20 protein-coding genes are annotated in these 19,469 nt (G+C 38.6%); 7 read left to right on the top strand and 13 right to left on the bottom strand.

Annotated features, from left to right (window positions below; translation table 11 throughout):
- Window positions 1-6: 6 nt before the first annotated feature.
- From RM539_RS16420 to RM539_RS20145, 3 genes are all read right to left on the bottom strand, one after another.
- Window positions 7-1,383 (bottom strand): MATE family efflux transporter, encoded by a 1,377-nt coding sequence (locus RM539_RS16420; protein ID WP_311504504.1) that lies wholly within the window; start codon window positions 1,381-1,383, stop codon window positions 7-9.
- A gap of 156 nt (window positions 1,384-1,539) precedes the next feature.
- Window positions 1,540-2,961 (bottom strand): M20/M25/M40 family metallo-hydrolase, encoded by a 1,422-nt coding sequence (locus RM539_RS16415; protein WP_432264636.1) that lies wholly within the window; start codon window positions 2,959-2,961, stop codon window positions 1,540-1,542.
- A 149-nt stretch (window positions 2,962-3,110) separates the two neighbouring features.
- Window positions 3,111-3,248, bottom strand: a complete 138-nt coding sequence (locus RM539_RS20145) for a hypothetical protein (protein WP_432264638.1) — start codon at window positions 3,246-3,248, stop codon at window positions 3,111-3,113.
- Window positions 3,249-3,688: 440 nt separating this feature from the next.
- Here RM539_RS20145 and RM539_RS16410 point away from each other — a divergent pair, with 440 nt between their 5' ends.
- On the top strand, window positions 3,689-4,222 hold the full coding sequence (locus RM539_RS16410) for a hypothetical protein (protein WP_432264637.1): 534 nt from the start codon (window positions 3,689-3,691) through the stop codon (window positions 4,220-4,222).
- A gap of 174 nt (window positions 4,223-4,396) precedes the next feature.
- Here RM539_RS16410 and RM539_RS16405 read toward each other — a convergent pair whose 3' ends face one another.
- The 6 genes from RM539_RS16405 to RM539_RS16380 all read right to left on the bottom strand — a co-directional run bounded on the left by RM539_RS16405 (window position 4,397) and on the right by RM539_RS16380 (window position 10,694).
- Window positions 4,397-5,563 carry a sigma-54-dependent transcriptional regulator gene (locus tag RM539_RS16405; RefSeq protein WP_311504502.1) on the bottom strand — a complete coding sequence of 389 codons (1,167 nt, stop codon included), beginning with the start codon at window positions 5,561-5,563 and terminating at the stop codon, window positions 4,397-4,399.
- 24 nt (window positions 5,564-5,587) lie between these two features.
- Complete coding sequence (locus RM539_RS16400; RefSeq protein ID WP_311504501.1) at window positions 5,588-6,511, bottom strand: mechanosensitive ion channel family protein; 924 nt, start codon at window positions 6,509-6,511, stop codon at window positions 5,588-5,590.
- 2 nt (window positions 6,512-6,513) lie between these two features.
- Entirely contained in the window at window positions 6,514-7,812 is a 1,299-nt protein-coding gene (locus RM539_RS16395; RefSeq protein WP_311504500.1) for an ABC transporter permease, read from the bottom strand.
- The gene (locus tag RM539_RS16390; protein ID WP_311504499.1) at window positions 7,805-8,734 is read right to left on the bottom strand and encodes an ABC transporter ATP-binding protein; all 930 of its coding nucleotides are present in this window, start codon (window positions 8,732-8,734) and stop codon (window positions 7,805-7,807) included. The genes RM539_RS16395 and RM539_RS16390 overlap by 8 nt, the downstream gene beginning before the upstream one ends.
- Window positions 8,735-8,941: 207 nt before the next feature.
- Entirely contained in the window at window positions 8,942-10,066 is a 1,125-nt protein-coding gene (dnaJ, locus tag RM539_RS16385; protein ID WP_311504498.1) for a molecular chaperone DnaJ, read from the bottom strand.
- Between the two features lie 31 nt (window positions 10,067-10,097).
- On the bottom strand, window positions 10,098-10,694 hold the full coding sequence (locus RM539_RS16380) for a nucleotide exchange factor GrpE (protein ID WP_311504497.1): 597 nt from the start codon (window positions 10,692-10,694) through the stop codon (window positions 10,098-10,100).
- Between the two features lie 155 nt (window positions 10,695-10,849).
- Between RM539_RS16380 and RM539_RS16375 the strand changes: the two genes are divergently transcribed.
- On the top strand, window positions 10,850-11,521 hold the full coding sequence (locus tag RM539_RS16375; RefSeq protein ID WP_311504496.1) for a YceI family protein: 672 nt from the start codon (window positions 10,850-10,852) through the stop codon (window positions 11,519-11,521).
- A gap of 50 nt (window positions 11,522-11,571) precedes the next feature.
- Here the strand turns inward: RM539_RS16375 and RM539_RS16370 are convergent, their stop codons facing one another.
- The 3 genes from RM539_RS16370 to RM539_RS16360 form a co-directional block, all read right to left on the bottom strand.
- Window positions 11,572-12,477, bottom strand: a complete 906-nt coding sequence (locus tag RM539_RS16370) for a TIGR01777 family oxidoreductase (RefSeq protein WP_311504495.1) — start codon at window positions 12,475-12,477, stop codon at window positions 11,572-11,574.
- A 71-nt stretch (window positions 12,478-12,548) separates the two neighbouring features.
- A complete protein-coding gene (gene mnmC2 / locus RM539_RS16365; protein WP_311504494.1) occupies window positions 12,549-13,223 on the bottom strand; it encodes a tRNA (5-methylaminomethyl-2-thiouridine)(34)-methyltransferase MnmC2 in 675 nt (224 codons plus the stop codon).
- Window positions 13,224-13,226: 3 nt separating this feature from the next.
- Window positions 13,227-13,727: a DUF4920 domain-containing protein gene (locus tag RM539_RS16360; protein ID WP_311504493.1), complete on the bottom strand. Its 501-nt coding sequence runs from the start codon at window positions 13,725-13,727 to the stop codon at window positions 13,227-13,229.
- A gap of 108 nt (window positions 13,728-13,835) precedes the next feature.
- On the opposite strand from RM539_RS16360, the gene RM539_RS16355 reads away from it, so the two are divergent.
- Window positions 13,836-14,903 (top strand): branched-chain amino acid aminotransferase, encoded by a 1,068-nt coding sequence (locus RM539_RS16355; RefSeq protein WP_311504492.1) that lies wholly within the window; start codon window positions 13,836-13,838, stop codon window positions 14,901-14,903.
- A 361-nt stretch (window positions 14,904-15,264) separates the two neighbouring features.
- Here RM539_RS16355 and RM539_RS16350 read toward each other — a convergent pair whose 3' ends face one another.
- Window positions 15,265-15,651 (bottom strand): pyrophosphohydrolase domain-containing protein, encoded by a 387-nt coding sequence (locus RM539_RS16350; RefSeq protein ID WP_311504491.1) that lies wholly within the window; start codon window positions 15,649-15,651, stop codon window positions 15,265-15,267.
- 343 nt (window positions 15,652-15,994) lie between these two features.
- Here RM539_RS16350 and RM539_RS16345 point away from each other — a divergent pair, with 343 nt between their 5' ends.
- The 4 genes from RM539_RS16345 to RM539_RS16330 all read left to right on the top strand — a co-directional run bounded on the left by RM539_RS16345 (window position 15,995) and on the right by RM539_RS16330 (window position 19,338).
- Window positions 15,995-17,026, top strand: a complete 1,032-nt coding sequence (locus tag RM539_RS16345; protein ID WP_311504490.1) for an SRPBCC family protein — start codon at window positions 15,995-15,997, stop codon at window positions 17,024-17,026.
- A 6-nt stretch (window positions 17,027-17,032) separates the two neighbouring features.
- On the top strand, window positions 17,033-17,407 hold the full coding sequence (crcB, locus tag RM539_RS16340; protein WP_311504489.1) for a fluoride efflux transporter CrcB: 375 nt from the start codon (window positions 17,033-17,035) through the stop codon (window positions 17,405-17,407).
- Between the two features lie 317 nt (window positions 17,408-17,724).
- Window positions 17,725-18,063, top strand: coding sequence for a P-II family nitrogen regulator (locus RM539_RS16335; protein ID WP_311504488.1), 339 nt, complete (start codon window positions 17,725-17,727; stop codon window positions 18,061-18,063).
- Window positions 18,064-18,111: 48 nt separating this feature from the next.
- Window positions 18,112-19,338 (top strand): ammonium transporter, encoded by a 1,227-nt coding sequence (locus tag RM539_RS16330; RefSeq protein WP_311504487.1) that lies wholly within the window; start codon window positions 18,112-18,114, stop codon window positions 19,336-19,338.
- The last annotated feature ends 131 nt before the right edge of the window (window positions 19,339-19,469 follow it).

Genomic DNA, 19,469 nt, shown 5'->3' with positions numbered 1-19,469 from the left:
GTTAATTTAATTTATGTTTGTTTTTGCTTCAGGAACAGGTTTGCTCAAAATTAGTTTCCTGCTTAGATATGCAAAACGAAGATACAACATTAAAGCTGAAGATGTTAAACCAGCCAACAGTCCTAACCAAATACCCATGCTACCCATTCTTTCGGCGCTTCCAAAATACCAGGAAACAGGAAAACCAACTATCCAGTAAGCAATAAAACAAATTATAGTAGGAATTCTAACATCCTGCAAGCCGCGAAGGGCTCCTAGGATTACCACCTGCAATCCGTCACTAAGCTGAAATAAAGCTGCTACAACCAGTAATTGCGCGGCAAGTAAAACCACTTCTGCATTTTCAATATAAAAAGTGGGCAGAATATCATTTAAAAGGATAAAACCGATGGCAAAAACAGCTTCTATAAGAAAAACCAGCAGGAAAGTAGAAAGTGCAATTCTTCTTAGCTCTCTATAATGTCCCAGCCCCTTTTGATTTCCTATTCTTATTGTTGCCGCAACTCCAAGTCCAACTGCCACCATAAAAGTCATAGAGGCGAGGTTAAGGGCAATTTGATTTGCTGCCTGCGGATTGGTACCCAGGAGACCAGCCAGAAAAACGGTAGCGGTAAAAATCGCAACTTCGAACAGCATTTGCAGAGCGGTAGGAAAGCCCAAAGCCAATAGGCGCCTGAAAATCGCCGCTTTTAAAAATTCTTTTTTTGTCCACCTGAAATATTCTGCAAACTTTTTCTTTCGTCTTAGTATTTCCCAGATAAACCACAACATAAAGAACCTGGATACTAAAGTTCCAATGGCTGCGCCTTCCAGCTCCAGTCTTGGAAAAATCCAGATTCCATAAATAAGCAAATAATTAAAGACCACGTTTACAACATTGCTCAGCAAAGTAGCATACATGGCATATTTTGTTTGGGAAAGGCCGTCAGCAAACTGTTTAAATGCCTGAAAAACCATTAAAGGCAACATGGAAAAAGCAACAATTTCAAGATAAGGAATTGCCAGTTCCACTACTTCCGGCGGCTGGTCTAAATAATTTAAAACCGGTTTTGCCAGCAACAATAGAAGAAACAGGAGAACACCATTAATTGCACAGAGAATGATGCCGTGGTGGAAGTAACTTCTTCCGTTTTCTATATCCCCTGCCCCATCTGCTTCAGCAATAAGCGGAGTGATTGCAAACGAAAAGCCGATTCCCAAAGATAAGGCAATAAAAACCAGGCTGTTTCCTAAAGAAACCGCAGCCAATGGCGCCGGCCCCAGCTGACCGATCATCAAATTGTCCACCAGCCCAACCATTACATGCCCCAACTGTCCAAGCATGACGGGAAACGCCAGCTTCAGGTTTTTGCTGAATTCTTTGGTATAGGCTGATAACTGCAAGCTGCTCTTTTTTGGTGTGCAAAGATAGCAGCTTTTCCCTGCTGAAAAATTTATTCCGATTCAAAAATTGGAGGCTTTTCAGCCACAATTCAGAATAAAGAAAATATCGGCCGGAAGTGTTGTTCCACACCGGGATTTACAGTATTTAATATAGCATTATAACTTCTCCTTCTTTGCAGTATCAATTTTTTTTAAGCCGTGCTTGTCAATAAGATAAACCAGGGAAGCCATTGTGGCTGCACCAAGTTCCAGCTCTCTCTTGTTTACATGTTCAAATGTATCATTTGCTGCATGATGATGGTCAAAATAGCGCTGAGAATCGGGACGCAATCCCGCCAGCACCACATCTCCTTTCTTTAAAGGTGCTACATCTGCACCGCTTCCTCCCATTTCAAAATAATGGATAAGGTATGGTTTGAAAAGTTCTTTCCAGCTTTGAATTTGTGAAAACTGTGCTTTGTCGGCATCAAAAGAAAATCCGCGCGGGGTAAATCCACCGGCATCACTTTCCAAAGCGAAAATGTGATTTTCATTTTTGCTCTTAGCCACTTCAGCATACTTATTACCACCACGAAGGCCATTTTCTTCATTCATAAATAAAACAACCCTTAGCGTCCTCTTTGGTTTATAATTTAATTCCTTAAAAAGTCTCAACACTTCCATAGACTGTACCACACCGGCACCATCATCATGCGAACCATCTCCAAGATCCCACGAATCCAGATGCCCTCCAACAACCATTATTTCTTCAGGATGTTCGCTACCGGTTATTTCTCCAATTACATTATAGGACTGCACGTCTGCATGCTGCTCGCAGTTTAGTTTAAAATATAATTCCAGCTCATTATTCATTGTTAAAAGTCCGCTAAGATATGCCGCATCATTTGTACTAATTGCTGCGGCAGGAATTCTTTTAGAAACCGGAGTTTCCCCATAGCTCATTGAACCGGTATGAGGCAAATCGTCCATACGTAAATTCATAGAGCGTACAATCACTCCCACGGCACCGTATTTTCCTGCTTCTGCCGCTCCGGAATAACGTTGATCCACACAACCACCATAAGATTCAAAGGTACTTATAAGGTCGGGACGCATTGGCCTGTTAAAAAAGACAATTTTTCCCTGAATTTGTTCTTTTCCATACCGTGCCAGGTCTTCTACTCCCTGCACTTCAATCACGCGGGCTTTGGTTCCTCCGGCAGGAGTAGGCACAGAGCCTCCCAAAGCAGTAATATTAACATTTTTTGTAAGCCCAGGGGAAGTCTCTACGTAAGCAAATTCTTTTGCACCACGCGTCCATTTTGGCACCATCACCGGTTGCAGCCAAACTTTATCGAGGCCCAATTCTTCCAGTTGAGCTTTGGTGTATTCCACAGCCTGTTGCGCCTGGTAAGATCCTGAAAGCCTTCCGCCAATATTATTGGATAGATAATCCAGCCAGTCATAGCTTTTCCCATTCAGCAGGGACATATCATAAATTTTGCGGAACATCAGAGAATCTGCTTCTTCAGGATTCATTTGTGAAAAAACCGAATGTGCGCCTATAAAAACAAAAAAGGCAAAAAATATTTTTTTCATTATTATCGCTATTAAGTTGAAAATGCCACCGGCGGAAAGATAAAGATTATTCTTTTTCCAGTTGCTTCCTGTATTCATCTAAATCTTTGAAAATTTCTGAAGGAAAGCGGGTTCCTGTACTTCATTGTACTTTTTCAATTTCTCCTGCATCACTTTTGCGACCAAATAACGTGCCGCTTGCTTGTTATCTGAAGGGATACGTACCCTGGCAAATCTGCAGTAGAAGTATGATTGATAGCTTCTTCATAACTGCTGCGATAAGCATCCCATAGTTTTCTTTCCTGCAGGTCCCCCGGGAGAAAAATTCAAGTTTTTTTAGGTTTTCTAATCCTTTTCAACAGCCGCTGCCGTTGTTCTTCTTTTAAAGTATTCAGAAAAATTTAAAAACAATAATGCCGTTACTGCTAATATGCGTCTAAAAATTTCTTATTTCCTGTATTTCCCTTTCCAGAACTTTCCATCTACATCATTTGCGGAGGTTTTTCCTTCAAGATATTATGCGGATGAACCTTTAATAGAAGCTGGTGTATTTCCGAGACCGATAGCATTAGTTACTCCAAAAGTACTGAGATTAATATCTGTTGTTTAGATTGGAAATCTAATTATACAATCTTTGGGATACTTATTTTTTTTATCTTCGCCGCTAAAGAAAAACAGCTTGAATCCAAAAGAAAAAGAAGAAATAATTGAAAAAGTAAGCCTCCTGCTTAAAGAGGTGCCTTCTTCAATGGACATTGTTAAGAAAGGAAAAGACAGGGAGTACCGGTTCAGGTACCTTGCCACCCATATGGTGGAAAAAGCCATAGAAAAAGATGCTCTTATTATTTCTGAAAATCGTAAAGGCATTGCCATTCTTTTTAAAACAAGCAAAAAAGATGATTCCTTCTGGAAAGATTTGTGGACACAGATAGGATTGGTTTGGAATGTTACCGGGGTTAAAAATGCTTATAGTATTCTAAAAAATCAGAACTATATCAAAAAACAACGTCCTCAAAAAAGCGAATATCTTTACTGTTGGTTTTGGGGAATACTTCCTGATTCCCGGGGAGCAGATACGCAGGTGGGAAAGTCTATGAAGGATGAGTTTTACCGACAGGCACGGGAATATAAAATCCCACTTTATGCGGAAACCAGGATGAAAAAAAATGCTATTGTTTATCAGCGGTTTGGATTTGAACTTTTCCATACCTGGCAACATCCCAGCGGGGACACCATGTATTTTTTAAGGTATATTCCTGATAACGTGAAGAAAATAGAATAGTAAAAAGCTTAGGCTGTTAACTATAGACTTTTGCAATAAACCTTTAGCGGGTTATATGGGTTGTTGTCTCTTGTCTCTTGTCTCTTGTCTCTTGTCTCTTGTCTCTTGTCTCTTAGAAAATAAACTCATTCTCCATTTTCACTTCATATTTTTCACCTTTCACATTCACTTTAATTAAAATTTGCTCGCAAAAAGATTTACATCTTCTCCCGTAACTTTTTCACCACCAAGAATAATTAATCTTTCCACCACATTCCGAAGTTCCCGCACATTACCACGCCAGTCATATTCTTTCAGGATATCAAGAGCTTCATTGGTGAATTCTTTTTTATTGGTGCCCTGTTCACTGGCAATTTTGGCACTGAAATGCTCCACCAACAGGGGAATATCTTCTTTCCTCTCATTAAGCGGCGGCACCTGAATTAGAATTACTGCCAGGCGGTGATAAAGGTCTTCCCTGAAGTTGTTAGCCTCTATTTCAGCTTTCAGGTCCTTATTGGTAGCCGCAACCACGCGCACATCTACCTTTATATCTTTATCGCTCCCCACCCGGGAAATCTTGTTTTCCTGAAGCGCACGCAAGACTTTGGCCTGGGCCGAAAGGCTCATATCCCCAATTTCATCCAAAAAGATAGTACCTCCGTTCGCGGCTTCAAATTTACCTGCACGGTCTTTATTTGCTGAAGTAAAAGCACCCTTTACATGGCCAAAAAGCTCACTTTCAATCAATTCTGAAGGGATCGCCGCACAATTCACTTCAATCATAGGACCTTTGGAGCGCTCGCTTTTTTGATGCAGCCAGTGCGCCACCAATTCTTTTCCTGTTCCGTTTGGGCCGGTAATCAAGACCCGGGCATCGGTATGAGCAACTTTCTCTATTAATTCCTTTATTCTTACAATGGCTTCAGACTCCCCAATCATTTCGTAGTTTTTCCCAACTTTTTTCTTTAAGCGAGAATTTTCCACTACCAGCTCCTTCCGGTCCAAAGCATTGCGCACCGTGTTAAGCAGCCGGTTAAGATCAGGTGGTTTGGAAATGTAATCGAAAGCACCCATTTTCATGGTATTTACTGCGGTATCCAAATCTCCATGGCCGGAAATCATGATTACAGGAATTTCAGGCTTGACCTTCCTTATTGATTCCAGCACTTCAACCCCATCCATTTTGGGCATTTTAATATCACAAAGCACGAGATCATAATCTTCATCCTTAATTTTTTCCATTCCTTCCAGCCCGTCGCTGGCTTCTTCTACGGAATAATTTTTATTTTCTTCAGTAAGAATTTTTACCAGTACCCGCCTGATTGCTGCTTCGTCCTCTATTAATAAAATCTTAGCCATATTGGTTTGCTCAATTATTATTAGTTAATCCAGATTCTTGTTACCCTGCATTGCAGAATTTGGGTAAAACATATGCACATCCCTTTGAGGGAATGGAATAGTAATATTATTTAATCTGAATTTCTTATCGATATTAAATCTTAACTCGCTTTTAACTTTCGGGTCCACAAAACTATCGGATATATAGAAGTGAAGTCCAAAATGTAATGCCGAATCCCCAAAATCTTCAAATAGAACAAAAGGTTCCGGCTTCTTCAACACCCCTTTTTGGTCTTTAGCGCATTCCAGCAGCACTTTTCTAACCAATTCAGTATTACTCCCATAGGCCACCCCCACTTTTACTGCTTCCCGGGTGGTTTTATGATTTTGGGTATAGTTAAATATAGTATCACTGATAAATTTATGATTTGGGATCACCATAACTTTATCGTCCCTTGTTAAAGCACGGGTGGTTCTAAGCTTGATTTGAAATATCCTGCCTACCCGGCCGTCCACTTCAATAATATCTCCAACCAGAAGGGATTTATCCATAATGATAAAAATCCCCCCAATAATATCCTGAAACAATTCCTGTAAGGCAAGCCCAATTCCAACAAATAAAACTGCTGAAGCCGTAAGTAAAACGGTTATATCTATCCCTGCCGTACTCAGCGTGATTAAAATGACTATCAGGTAAACGGAGTACTTAATAAATTTAAAGATGCTTACAAACTTCATCTTATCTTCATCAAGCAATTTGCCCATAATGAATGAGCGGAGCACACGAAGTACAATGCTGGTGAGCACGAAAGAAATTATTATCAGCAATAACAGACCAACAGTAATTTCTATAGGAATACCGTCTTTAACCTCGTAATCAAGAATTACAAAGTTCCAGACATCTTTTACAGCCCCCCAGAGATCCTGCTCTATAAGTTCAGATATTTTTTCCTTTGTACCCGACTGCATTACTAATATTTAAGCCATTTATAGATTTCTTTGTAGCTGGCTTTTTTACCATACATTAGAATTCCTATTCTATAAATTCGTGCTGCCAACCAAACTACAGCAAAATTGGTAAGAAGTAAAATTACTATTGAAAGTGTAAGTTCCCACCATGGCACTCCAAATGGGATCCGCATAAGCATCACTATTGGAGAAGTTAATGGTATCATTGAAAAAATGGTGGAGACTGTTCCATGCGGGTTTTCAATTACGGCAAAAAATCCTATATAAATCCCCAGCATTAGTGGCAGGATAACCGGAAACATAAATTGCTGAGTATCGGTTTCGCTATCTACAGCTGCGCCAATTGCTGCATAAATTGCACTGTACAGGAAGTATCCGCCAATAAAGAAAATAAGGAAAAAGATAAGCAGGCTTAAAATTGGAAGATTCAAAACATCAACAATTAACTGCTGAATTTCCGGCTGCATCATTTCCTCTACCTGTTCCTGCGCGGGAGATTGAATGGTAAGAGGATCAATTCCGAAAAAGAAGGCCAGGATTGCAAAAAGAATTCCGCCCAGTACCACCCAGATACTAAACTGGGTGATTCCTGCAAGAGAAGTACCTATTACCTTACCCATCATAAGCTGGATTGGCTTTACCGAAGAAACAATAATTTCTATAATACGGTTGGTTTTTTCTTCAATCACACTACGCATTACCATATTACCGTAAATAATAATAAACATCATTAGCAGATAGCCTGCTGCCCCTCCAAAAAACATTTTGATGTAATTTGACATTTTGGAGCTTCGTTCCCCGGCAAAATTTTGAATTTGTACATTTACCTGTGCCCGGGCTTCTTCAATTTCAGAAGTATCAATACCCCGGTCTTTCAACTCCTGGTTGGTAAGCTTATCGGCTATAATTTTCTCAATATTTTGTAAGGTGCCCATTCCCGGGCTTTCTTTTCCGTAGAAACGAACGGCTTTGGTAAGATCTACATGGCTGGAAGTAATGGGAATATGAATAAGGCCATAATATTCCTGGTCTACCACTTTCTGTTTGGCATCCTGCAGGTCCATTGCGGAGTAATCCAGATACTGTACCTGTTCATTATCTTTAAACTCTTCTTTGAAAAGGCCTGTTTCATCATGAATTCCAATAATTCGCTGTTCACTGCTGTTGAGCATGCTAAGGTAGGCTATAAGCAGAATCATACCTACCAGGATTAAAGGACTAAGAAAGGTCATTACAATAAAAGTCCTATTCCTGACCCTTGCCAGATATTCCCGCTGAATAATTAGCTTCAGATTACGCATTTTGAGTAACTGTTTTGATAAAAATATCGTTAACCGAAGGAATCACCTCTACAAAATGATTAATCTTACCCTTCGTAATTAAATACTGCAGCAAATCGTTGGGAGATTCTCCTTCTTTTAATTGCACACTTACTTTAAGGTCGTCATTAATACTCTTGAAATATGCCTTCCCCAAAGTAAATTTTCCCTCCAAATCCCGGAGCAAGGCATCTTCATTGGACACTTCCACTCCTATTTCATAAGTATTGGATTTATATTGTTTTTTAATGTCGGAGACTTTGCCATCCAGAAGTTTATTAGACTTATTAATTAAAGCCATATAATCACAAAGTTCTTCCACACTTTCCATCCTGTGTGTTGAAAAGAGAATGGTTGCCCCATTTTCTTTAAGCTGAAGAATTTCTCTTTTAATAATTCCAGCATTAACAGGATCAAAACCGCTAAAAGGCTCATCAAAAATGAGCAGTTTTGGATTATGCAAAACGGTGATTACGAATTGCACTTTTTGGGCCATTCCTTTTGAGAGCTCCTGAATTTTCTTGTCCCACCAGCTGGTTATTTCCAGCTTTTCAAACCAATACTGCAGTCTCTCTTTTGCTTCAGATTTTGATAGTCCCTTTAATCTGGCAAGATAAAGCGCCTGCTCTCCCACTTTCATAGATTTGTACAGTCCTCTTTCTTCAGGAAGATAACCTATATGAGCAATATCATTAGGATGTAGCGGTTTGCCCTCAAGAAAAACCACGCCTTCATCGGGCATGGTAATTTGATTGATTATCCTTAGCAACGTGGTTTTTCCGGCTCCGTTAGGCCCGAGCAAACCAAATACGCTGCCCCTGGGAATGCTAATAGAAACGTCATTAAGTGCAGTAAATTTTCCGAAGCGTTTGTAGATATTTTCCGCTACTAAGAGATTCTCCATATAGAAATTTTCCAGATCGGGTAAATATATAGAAATAGCATGAGAGATACCGGAATTGATAGAATTTTATAAGAGGAATATCCTAAAAAACAAAACCCACCCTTAACCAAAGTTAAGGATGGGAAAAAAATTGCTATGAAAAAGAAAAATTATCACTAAATATTTAGTGATTCTCAAATATATAAATTTTTTCTTAAAACCAGCGGTTTATGAAAACATATCTTTAACTTTTTCAAAAAATGATTTATCGCTTTTTTCCGGATTCGGCTGAAAATTCTCGTCATTAGCCATCTTTTCAAAGAATTCCCGCTGTTCTCTGCTAAGCGTTTTTGGTGTCCATACATTTACATGGACCAAAAGATCTCCTTTTCCATATCCGTTAAGATTGGATATTCCTTTTCCCCTTAACCTAAGGATTTTTCCGGATTGTACACCTTCATCTATCTTAATGCGCACTTTTCCTGAAACCGTATCAATTTCACGTGAGCTTCCAAGGGCTGCTTCAGAATAACTAATATATAGGTCGTAATGCAAATTATCGCCTTCCCTTTGCAGGCTTGGATGTTCCTTTTCTTCAATTGCAACAAGCAAATCCCCGGGAACGCCATTTCCGGGAGCATCATTACCTTTTCCGGCAACCTTGAGCTGCATTCCATGTTCAACACCCGCAGGTATTTTAATAGAAACCGTTTCTTCCTTGGTAACCAGACCAAATGCATCTGCATCGGCAGGTTTTTCATCAATAATTTGTCCGCTGCCACCACATACATTACATGGAGATGCCGTTTGCATTCTACCTAAAATTGTATTGGTAACGCGGGTAACCTGTCCTGTCCCTTTACAGGTAGAACAGGTTTTATAAGTAGTTCCGGGAGCCTGTAACTTCCGCTTTACCTTAATCTTTTTTTCTACCCCATTTGCAATTTCTTCAAGGGTAAGCGAAACACGAATTCTAAGATTGCTGCCTTTGGCGCGACGTTGGCCACCGCCAAAGCCTCCACCAAAGCCGGAAAAGCCTCCACCGAAACCTCCTCCGCCAAAGATATCTCCAAACTGGCTGAATATATCATCCATGTTCATGCCGCCGGCACCACCGCCAAAGCCACCGCCTTCAAAAGCCTGATGACCAAACCTGTCGTACTTCGCCTTTTTCTCTTCGTTTCCTAGGACTTCATATGCTTCTGCTGCTTTCTTAAATAATTCTTCAGCCTTCTCATCTCCCGGATTTTTATCGGGATGATATTTGATGGCCATCTTTCGATAAGCCTTCTTGATTTCAGCAGAAGAAGCGCCTTTACTTAGTCCTAATATCTCGTAATAATCCTCTTTCATGATTAAATTTTGCGGGTTCTAAAAGTAATTTCTACTTGCCGGTTACAACTTTAGGATAACGAATAATTCGTTCTCCTAACTTGTATCCTCTCTCAACAACATCTACAATCTTTCCCTTCAAATCATCAGAAGGAGCCGGGATTTGAGTTATCGCTTCATGGATGTCGGCATTAAAAGTTTCACCTTCCTCCACATTCATTGGTTCCAGACCTTTACTGTGTAAAGTTTCACGGAATTTATTATTAATAAGCTCTACTCCCTGCAGAAGGTTTTTGTCTTCAGTTTTCCTGATTTCATTCAGCGCACGATCAAAATCGTCCAATACCGGCAACATGGCTGTTATAACTTCCTGGTTGGCTGTTTTAAATAATTCCAGCCGCTCTTTGGAAGTGCGTTTTTTATAATTTTCAAATTCAGCAAAGAGACGAAGAAATTTATCTTTTTCCTTTTGAACTTCCTCCTTCAGCAATTCTGTTTCAGACATTCCAAAATCAGAGTCCTCTTCAGTATTCTCCTGATCTTTTTCTTTTTCCTCAACCTCCTCAATTGCTTCGTCTAATATTTCTTCTACACGATCTTTTACAGACTCCTGTTCTTCTTTTACTTCTTTATCTTTCTTTTTACTCATTTTCTCACATTTTAAGCTTTGCAATTTAGGACAAAAGTATTGCCAATTCCGCTGAGATGTCAAAATGTCATTGAAATTTTTTAGTAATTATTTATGAACAACCTATTTATCAAATTAGTAATTTCGCCAGCTAATCAAAAAATAAATTATAAACTATGAAAACTAACTTGTTAAATACTTTTTTCGTCGCTTTTATAGCCCTATCCATTGTAGGCTGTAAAAATAACCAGGGCCATGAAGCAGAGGTAGAAGAAGCTAAGGAAGCTGCCGTTGCTGAAGGAGAGGTTATGGAATATATGGCCGATACTACTGCTTCTGTAATAGAGTGGAAAGGATCCAAGCCTACCGGAACACATACCGGAACAATTAAAATTGCTGAAGGAACTTTTTCTGCAAATGATTCTGTAGTAGAAAGCGGAAGCTTTAAAATTGATATGGTTACTATTGACGTAACCGATCTTGAAGGTGAAGACAAACAGAATCTTGAAGCTCATCTTAAAGGTACTGTAGAAGGAAAAGAAGGAGATTTCTTTAATATTATGGAGTATCCTCACGCTACTTTCGAGGTAACAGGGATTAAAGAAGAAAATGACCAGAAAATGATGGAAGGTAATCTTACCATTAAAGATCAGACTAAAAATATTTCTTTTCCTATAGAGATTAATCGATCAGGAGACGAAATAAATATCACCAGTGAAGAATTTGTGATAGACAGAACAAAATGGAACGTAAACTATGGTTCTAAATCTGTATTTGATAACCTTGGAGATAACTTTATTAGTGATGATATTCAGTTAAAACTTGATATTAAAGCTAAAAAAGCATAATCTCTAAAAGAAGTTAAAGTATGAAAAGGCTGCCGGTTTGGTAGCCTTTTTTATTTCAACAAATCCTGCAGTGCGTTTGATAAATGAGTATATCTAAAGTGAAAGCCCGTACTTTCAATTTTTTTATTACTTACCAACTGGCTTGATAATATAAGCCTGCCCATTTCCCCAGCCATAGTTTTTATCACTACTGCTGGCACATTAGGCAGCCATACCGATTTTCCCATATTTTTAGCTACGCATTTCACCAGCTCTTTATTAGTAACAGGATTTGGCGCTACGGCATTGTAAGTTCCCGCTAAATCGTTTTCCAGTGCATGTAAAAAGATTCGTGCCAAATCTTCTATATGAATCCAGGATTGCCATTGTTTTCCACTCCCCAATGGAGCTCCCACATTAAAACCAACAGGCTGCTTAAGCTTTTCCAGCATCCCTCCTTCTTCAGCCAAAACAAGGCCAATCCTTATTTTAGTAACATCTATACCAATATCCTGAAAATTATTTACTGCACTCTCCCATTTTACCACAACTCTGCCGGCAAAACTATCATCCACTCCGGTTTCATCTTCAAAATATAGTTTATCTTTAGAACTTGGATAAATTCCTATGGCACTTGCAGAGATAAAATGATCTACAGAATGATCATTTTTGGAAAGTACATCGAATAGCAGTTTTGCCGTTTCCGTCCGGCTATCCATAATGGCCTTTTTATGACTTTTGGTCCAGGGTTTGGCAATGCTTGCCCCCACCAGATTAATAATTGCACTAACTCCCTCAAGAGATTTTAAATCCATCTCCCTATCATAAGGATTCCAGTAGAATCCTTTGTATTTATCCTTCTTCTCTATCTTACTTTTACTGGTAGTAAGATAATTTACTTCAATTCCGTTTTCATGACACAATCTGGTAACATGTGAACCAATTAAACCTGTTGCTCCCGTAATTAAAACCCGCATATTTTTTCTTTTGAAGATACACATACAAAAGATTGAATGCCAAAGTTTATTATAGGTTTAACACGTGAAGATTAATCTTTTAAAGCTCTTAACATCTCCCTTTTTCCGGGGGGACCGGGAAGTTTTTCAACCTTAAAACCTACCTTAAGCATGGCCCTGCGAACACTACCTTTTGCCGCATAAGTAACCAGTACACCTCCCGGCGTTAAGGAATTAAACATCCTCTCAAAGATTTCTTCTGTCCACAATTCAGGCTGAACGCGGGCTCCAAAAGCATCAAAATAGATAAGATTAAATTTTAACACATTACTTATCTCCTCAATTTTTTTCTTTTGTTTGTGCAAATAAAAATCTTTTGAAATCTCAACTTCTCTATTCCAGGGAATAAGATGCATTTCAGCAAACACATCCTTATATTTTTCGGCGGAAAGAATATCGGGGTAATTTAATTTTTCAATTTCTTCGGGGTTTACAGGATAGGCTTCCACCCCGGTATAATAAATTTTCTTCTGAAGTTTTTGCATTTCCAGAAAAGTAATAAAAGCATTTAAACCTGTTCCAAAACCTATTTCCAGAATTTTAACTTCAACAGCTTCATATTTCTTCAGAAAATAATGCAGTCCGGTTTTAATAAATACGTGTTGTGCTTCCTGTACAGCGCCGTGCCTGGAGTGATATTGCTCATCCCATGCCGGCAAATGTATGGTTACAGAACCATCTGCAGTTGTAATAATTTTTCTTTCCAAATTTTAATTTTTTAGCAAAACTCCTTCTGCCAGAAAAGACCATTTTTGCTCTGGTTGATTGATCGCTGCTATTTCGGCCTCAGAATTCCCTGCGTCTTCAGCAAAATGCTTCAGCTCTGCCAGGGAAACTTCTTTTATATAGGCAATTCCTTCCACAATCACTTCTTTATTTTCAATGTCTTTTGGCATAAAGAAAGCATAATCCTTAAACTTCACCATTACTTCTTCTCCTCCAGGCATCTGAAGCGTCATCCAGCAGCCTTTCTTTTTACAGACGCTCATAATATTTGTTTCCATGCTTACCTGCAAGCTATCCCCAACCTCCATTTTCTTAAACTCTTCCTGCATCTGTGCAGAGGTCAATATTTTCTCAGATTGAATTTTATTTCCGAAAGCTTCATAGGATATAGGTTCCTTCGAATTTTGAGAAACTTTTTCTTCTTTGCTATCATTACAACTAAGTAATAACAAAAACAAAGACAGGGTGAAAATGGTTTTTTTCATAGAAATAAGATTAAAGTATCTACTTTAGTAAAATCAAATTTACCAAAACTTTAGATTTTGATTCTGTGTTTATTTAGGTAAATTTGCGAACATAAATTCAAGTAAATAATGAAAACCAGCACTACCAAGATAGATATCCAGAAGGCCTCTCGTTCCAAAATCAAAAATGTTGATTTTAACAATCTTTCCTTTGGACAGGTTTTTACAGATCATATGATGGTGTGTGATTATAAAGATGGTATGTGGCAAACTCCAACAATAAAGCCATATGGACCGTTTGAGCTGGATCCTTCAGCGAAGGTTTTTCATTACGGACAGGCTGTTTTTGAAGGAATGAAAGCCTTTAAAGATGAAAAAGATCAAATCTGGCTTTTCAGGCCTGAGAAAAATTTTGAGCGTATAAATAAGTCCAGCGAACGTTTGGCAATTCCGGCCTTTCCAAGAGACTATTTTTTTACCGCCATGGAAGAGCTTTTAAAACTGGAACGGGAATGGATTAAAAAAGGCTTTGGCAACTCATTATATGTAAGACCATTTGTAATTGCTACGGAAGCAGGAGTTTCAGCAGCCCCTGCCAAAGAATACAAGTTTATGATTATTTGCTCTCCGGCCCAGGCTTACTACAGCGGAGAAGTGAGGGTTCAGATTTCAGAAAAATTCAGTCGTGCTGCCGATGGTGGAGTTGGTTTTGCAAAGGCTGCCGGAAACTACGCCGCACAGTTCTATCCTACCAACCTGGCAAAAGATGAAGGTTTCCAGCAAATTGTATGGACCGATGCCAGCACTCATGAATATCTTGAAGAAGCAGGCACCATGAATGTTTTCTTCAGGGTTGGTGATAAGCTTCTTACCGCCCCAACCAACGACAGAATCTTAAATGGTGTTACCAGGGATTCTGTTATTAGCCTTGCCAAAGAGTATAATATTGACTTGGAAATACGCCGTGTTTCTGTAAAGGAAATTATAGAAGCTGCTAAAAGCGGAGAGTTGAAGGAGATGTTTGGTTCCGGAACAGCAACTGTAATTAACCCAATTTCAGGCTTTGGTTATGCCGGTGAAAAATATGAACTCCCTAAACTGGAAGATTCCTATGCCAGGTTCTTTAAAGATAAACTGACGAAAATTCAGTATAACCAGGCAGAAGATAAATTTGGCTGGAGGTATCTTGTAAAGTAAATTCACCTTCTATACTGATACTGTTTCCTGTTTTTAAACAATAATTGTTATTGATGAACCAGCGAATACGTTGAATCTATAAATTCCGGTTATCGCAGTTTTGCTGATAAATGAGTATGCACATAAATAAGATATACCTCTTCTTCATTATCATGCAAATTATTAAATCCCTGTTCAGTCAGTCTTAAAAGGAACAACTTATATAATCGTATAATTGCCTGCTGCCATTTTAATAACGATGGGAGGAATTTCTGTTTCCACTACTAGTTTCTCCGGAATCTTTCCTTTAACAGCCAATATCGGCATGCACTTTTTACGCCAGAAATAATAAGAAGATGCTTTATAAAATCTCCTAAAACTTTTATTCACTAAAGATACCTCTAATGTTGGGGCTAAAATAATGCGGACCTTTTAAAACTTTACCGTCTTCACGGTAGATAGGTTCACCATCATCCCCAAGCTTGCTCATATTGCTGGCATGAATTTCATCAAACACTTCTTCAATTTTATGCTGCATCCCATGTTCTATTATAGTGCCACACAAAATATATAGCATATCCCCCAGGGCATCGGCAACCTCAACAAGATCATTATTATTTGCGGCTTGAAGATATTCTTCGTTTTCTTCCTGCATCAGCCTGAAGCGCAGCATATTCTTAGCTGTTCCGAGATCTGCCAAAGGCTCCTCCTGAGTTCCCAGTTTGAAAGCTTTATGAAATTCCTTTACAGCTGATATTCTATTCTTCATAATTTAAAATTTATACTTTTTGAGACTCCAATTGCTTACGGGTAGATCCCTTTAAAAGTTTAACTTTGCGTAAAAATAAATAAAATGTTCAGCACAGGACAACTCATTTTCGCAGGCCTCTTCACAGTAGCTTTTGCCACTGTTATTGCCATTAGTTACCGAAAAGATTTTGCACTGCATAAAAAATATTACAAAGGAAGTATTTTTGTACTAGTAGGATTTATTGTCTTTATCCTCCTTCTTTTTTTAATCAAAAGGTTCCTGAACCACTAGTAAATAAAGGAAGTCCCCTGTAACATTATGGAAATTAATTATCTTAGCTGTTAAATTAAATAAGTACAACATGAAAATCTTCAAATACCTGCTGTTCCTTATACTTATACTTATTATTGGGACGTCCATATATGTGGCCACACAGAAAGGAGGTTTTCAGCTGGAAGAAAGCAGGCTTATAGATGCACCGCAGGAAGTGGTGTATAACGAGGTGAACGATTTCAAAAACTGGAACAATTGGGAGCCGTGGTCCGGCGAAGCTGAAGATATCACTACAAATTACGGAGATACCACCAGCGGCAAAAATGCCTTTTATTCCTGGAATAGTGAAAGCATGGACAATGGTAAAATCTCTACAACACAAGCTAATCCTTTTTCTTCCATTCAACAGGAAATTACTATCCAAACTACTTTCGGAAAATCCACCAGCCAGATTAACTGGAAATTTGAAGAAACCGAAAATGGAACCCTGGTCACCTGGGCCATGAAGGGAAAACAAAGTTTCCTGGAAAAAGCTGCCTTTATGCTTCGGGATAAAAGTATAGCTGAAATAATGCGCCCAAAATTTATACAGAGCCTGGAGGATATGGATGCTTCTATAGAAGAAAAAATGAACGTTTATTTTATTAATGTTGATGGCGTCACCCAACATGGAGGCGGATATTACATGTATACCACTACTGCCAGTAAAACAAGCCAGATAGATGAAAACATGAATAATATGATTCATGACATAGCAGCCTATATGAACAAAAACAATATTGAAAGGACTGGAAAGCCTTTTGTTCTTTATAATGAATGGAACGAAGAAAACAATTCAGCAATTTTCTCTGCTGCTTATTTTATGCCAAGCGAAGTAATTACCCCTGCTGAAAGTCCTGTGCTTACAGGGTATATGCCAAACCAAAGAGTGGTGAAAACCACGCTAAAAGGTAATCACGATAATCTTCAGGAAGCCTGGGATCAAACTTATGCCTATATACAGGAAAATGATCTTACATTAGCGGAAGGTGCCAAAACGTTTGAAGTGTACAATATTGGGCCGGATGAAAATAAAAATCCGGCAAAATGGATTACTTCAATATATATTCCGGTTCAATAAAATTTTATGAAAAGTGCGTTACTGGTATTTTTGGGAGGAGGATTTGGAAGTGTTTTGCGCTACCTGATAAGCAAAGGCTTAAATAATTCTGCAGTAACTTCTATGCCTTATGGTACCTTTACCGTTAACCTGCTTGGAAGTTTATTTTTAGGATTCCTTTTTGGATTAAGCCTTAAAAATCCTAATATTAATCCCGGCATCTCCATGTTTTTTGCTGTAGGATTCTGCGGAGGCTTTACTACTTTTTCCACTTTTGCTCTGGAAAATCAGCTCTTTTTAAGAACAGGAGACTATTTCAATTTCTTCATTTATATGCTCAGCAGCATTATTTTGGGCATTTTTGCTATTTTTCTTGGCTTGTTTTTTTCCCGGCTTACCTGATTCAGTTTTCTACTTATACACTGTAATTCTTCAAAAAACTGAAAATTTCTCCAAAATCTGTTTAAAAATCACACTCTAAAGCTTAAACCGCTCACCTTTAAGCATTTTACCTTCTGATATTTCTACGGAAACATCAAGAAATAACTGCATCTATTATTTTTTCTACAATTAATCCAAAAATAACATCTTTATAAATAAACACCCCTAAAAAAATAGGGGTGTTATTGTTTATTTCGTAAAAATAATCATACACACCCCTATTTTTGTGTGCAGGTGAGATATTTTTATAAATTTGGTTAAAGTTTTAATGAGAAATTATGAAAAAAATTGAAGCCATTATTAGAAAATCAGAATTTGACGAAACAAAGAAAGCTCTTCATGATATAGGGGTTACTTTTTTTAGTTACTGGGATGTCACAGGGGTGGGCAATGAAAAGCAGGGCCATGTCTACCGTGGCGTTTCTTACAGCACCGCCGATATTCAGCGCCGGTTTTTATCTATTGTTGTAATGGATTCCATTGTAGAAAAAGCAGTTGAAACCATTTGCAGTACTGCATATACAGGAGATGTGGGAGACGGAAAAATATTTGTTTCCCCTATAGATGAGGCTTACCGCATAAGAACTAAAGAAAACGGGGAAGACTCTCTTAAATAGAATAAGATCAAAATTTAAATAATACAACTAATTAATTAAGAAGAAATTATGGAAGGATTATTAACAGTTAATAACGTTTGGATGATGATCTGTACCGGACTGGTATTTTTCATGCACCTGGGATTCGCGCTCCTGGAAATAGGGCTTACCAGGCAAAAGAATACGATCAACATTCTTTTTAAAAATATTTTTATTATCACTGTTGGACTTTTACTTTATTGCCTGCTTGGATTCAACCTGATGTATCCCGGTGAATTTAATGGCTTCTTAGGATTTGCAGGTTTTGGCCTAAACAGTCCTTTAACTGACGGATCTCTGGACCTTGCATATAGTGAAGGCTACACCTACTGGACAGATTTTCTGTTCCAGGGAATGTTTGCTGCAACTGCAGCGACAATTGTATCCGGTGCTGTTGCCGAGAGAATTAAGATTAACGCCTTTATGATCTTTGTGGTGCTATACGTAGGCCTTGTTTATCCAATTGCAGGATCATGGAAGTGGGGAGGCGGATTCCTTGATGAAATGGGCTTTTATGACTTTGCAGGATCAACACTTGTACACTCTGTAGGAGGATGGGCAGCTATTGTGGCTATCTGGCTTTTAGGTGCAAGAATTGGAAAATTTAAAGATGGAAAAATAGGGGCATTTCCCGGCCATAGTATGCCTTTTGCTACTACAGGAGTTTTAATCCTTTGGCTGGGATGGTTCGGGTTTAACGGGGGATCAGTCTTATCTGCAGATCCGGAACTTACTTCATTAACCCTGGTTACTACATGCCTGGCAGCTGCCGCAGGTGGAGTAGCTTCCTTTATCTTCTCATCTGCTCTTTATAAGAACTATGATATTACCATGTTCCTGAACGGTATTCTTGGTGGATTGGTTGGGATTACGGCAGGTGCTGATCAAATGAGCCCTACCGATGCGATCCTGATTGGAACTATTGCCGGAGTAATTATAGTACTCGGGGTAGCATTAATTGACAAAATGAAACTGGATGATCCTGTAGGAGCAGTAGCTGTTCATCTTATCTGCGGGATTTGGGGAACTCTTGCCGTTGGAATCTTTGGAAACCTTGCAGGCTTTGATCAGTTCATAACTCAGCTAATTGGTGTTGGGTGCTATGCCGCTATTTGTGTGGTAAGTTCCTTTATCATTTTCTATGTGCTAAAAGTAACTATAGGAATAAGAGTTTCTAAAAGGGATGAGACAGAAGGTCTTGATATTCATGAACATGGCATGGATGCTTATCCGGATTTTGGAATAAAACAGCACTAGCAAAATTAAAAAATAACGGAGCGTTTGGCAGAACGCTCCGTTGTAACCATTTCAAAACTTCATCAATTGATTAACACCCGATCAATTGGTCATACTACTAACATTTAAATCACATATTTAATCAATCTCAT

It is taken from the genome of Autumnicola musiva (assembly GCF_031846585.1).
Classification (GTDB): domain Bacteria; phylum Bacteroidota; class Bacteroidia; order Flavobacteriales; family Flavobacteriaceae; genus Autumnicola; species Autumnicola musiva.
Note: the sequence above shows the minus strand (reverse complement) of the source record. Positions and strands in the feature narration are given on the sequence as shown.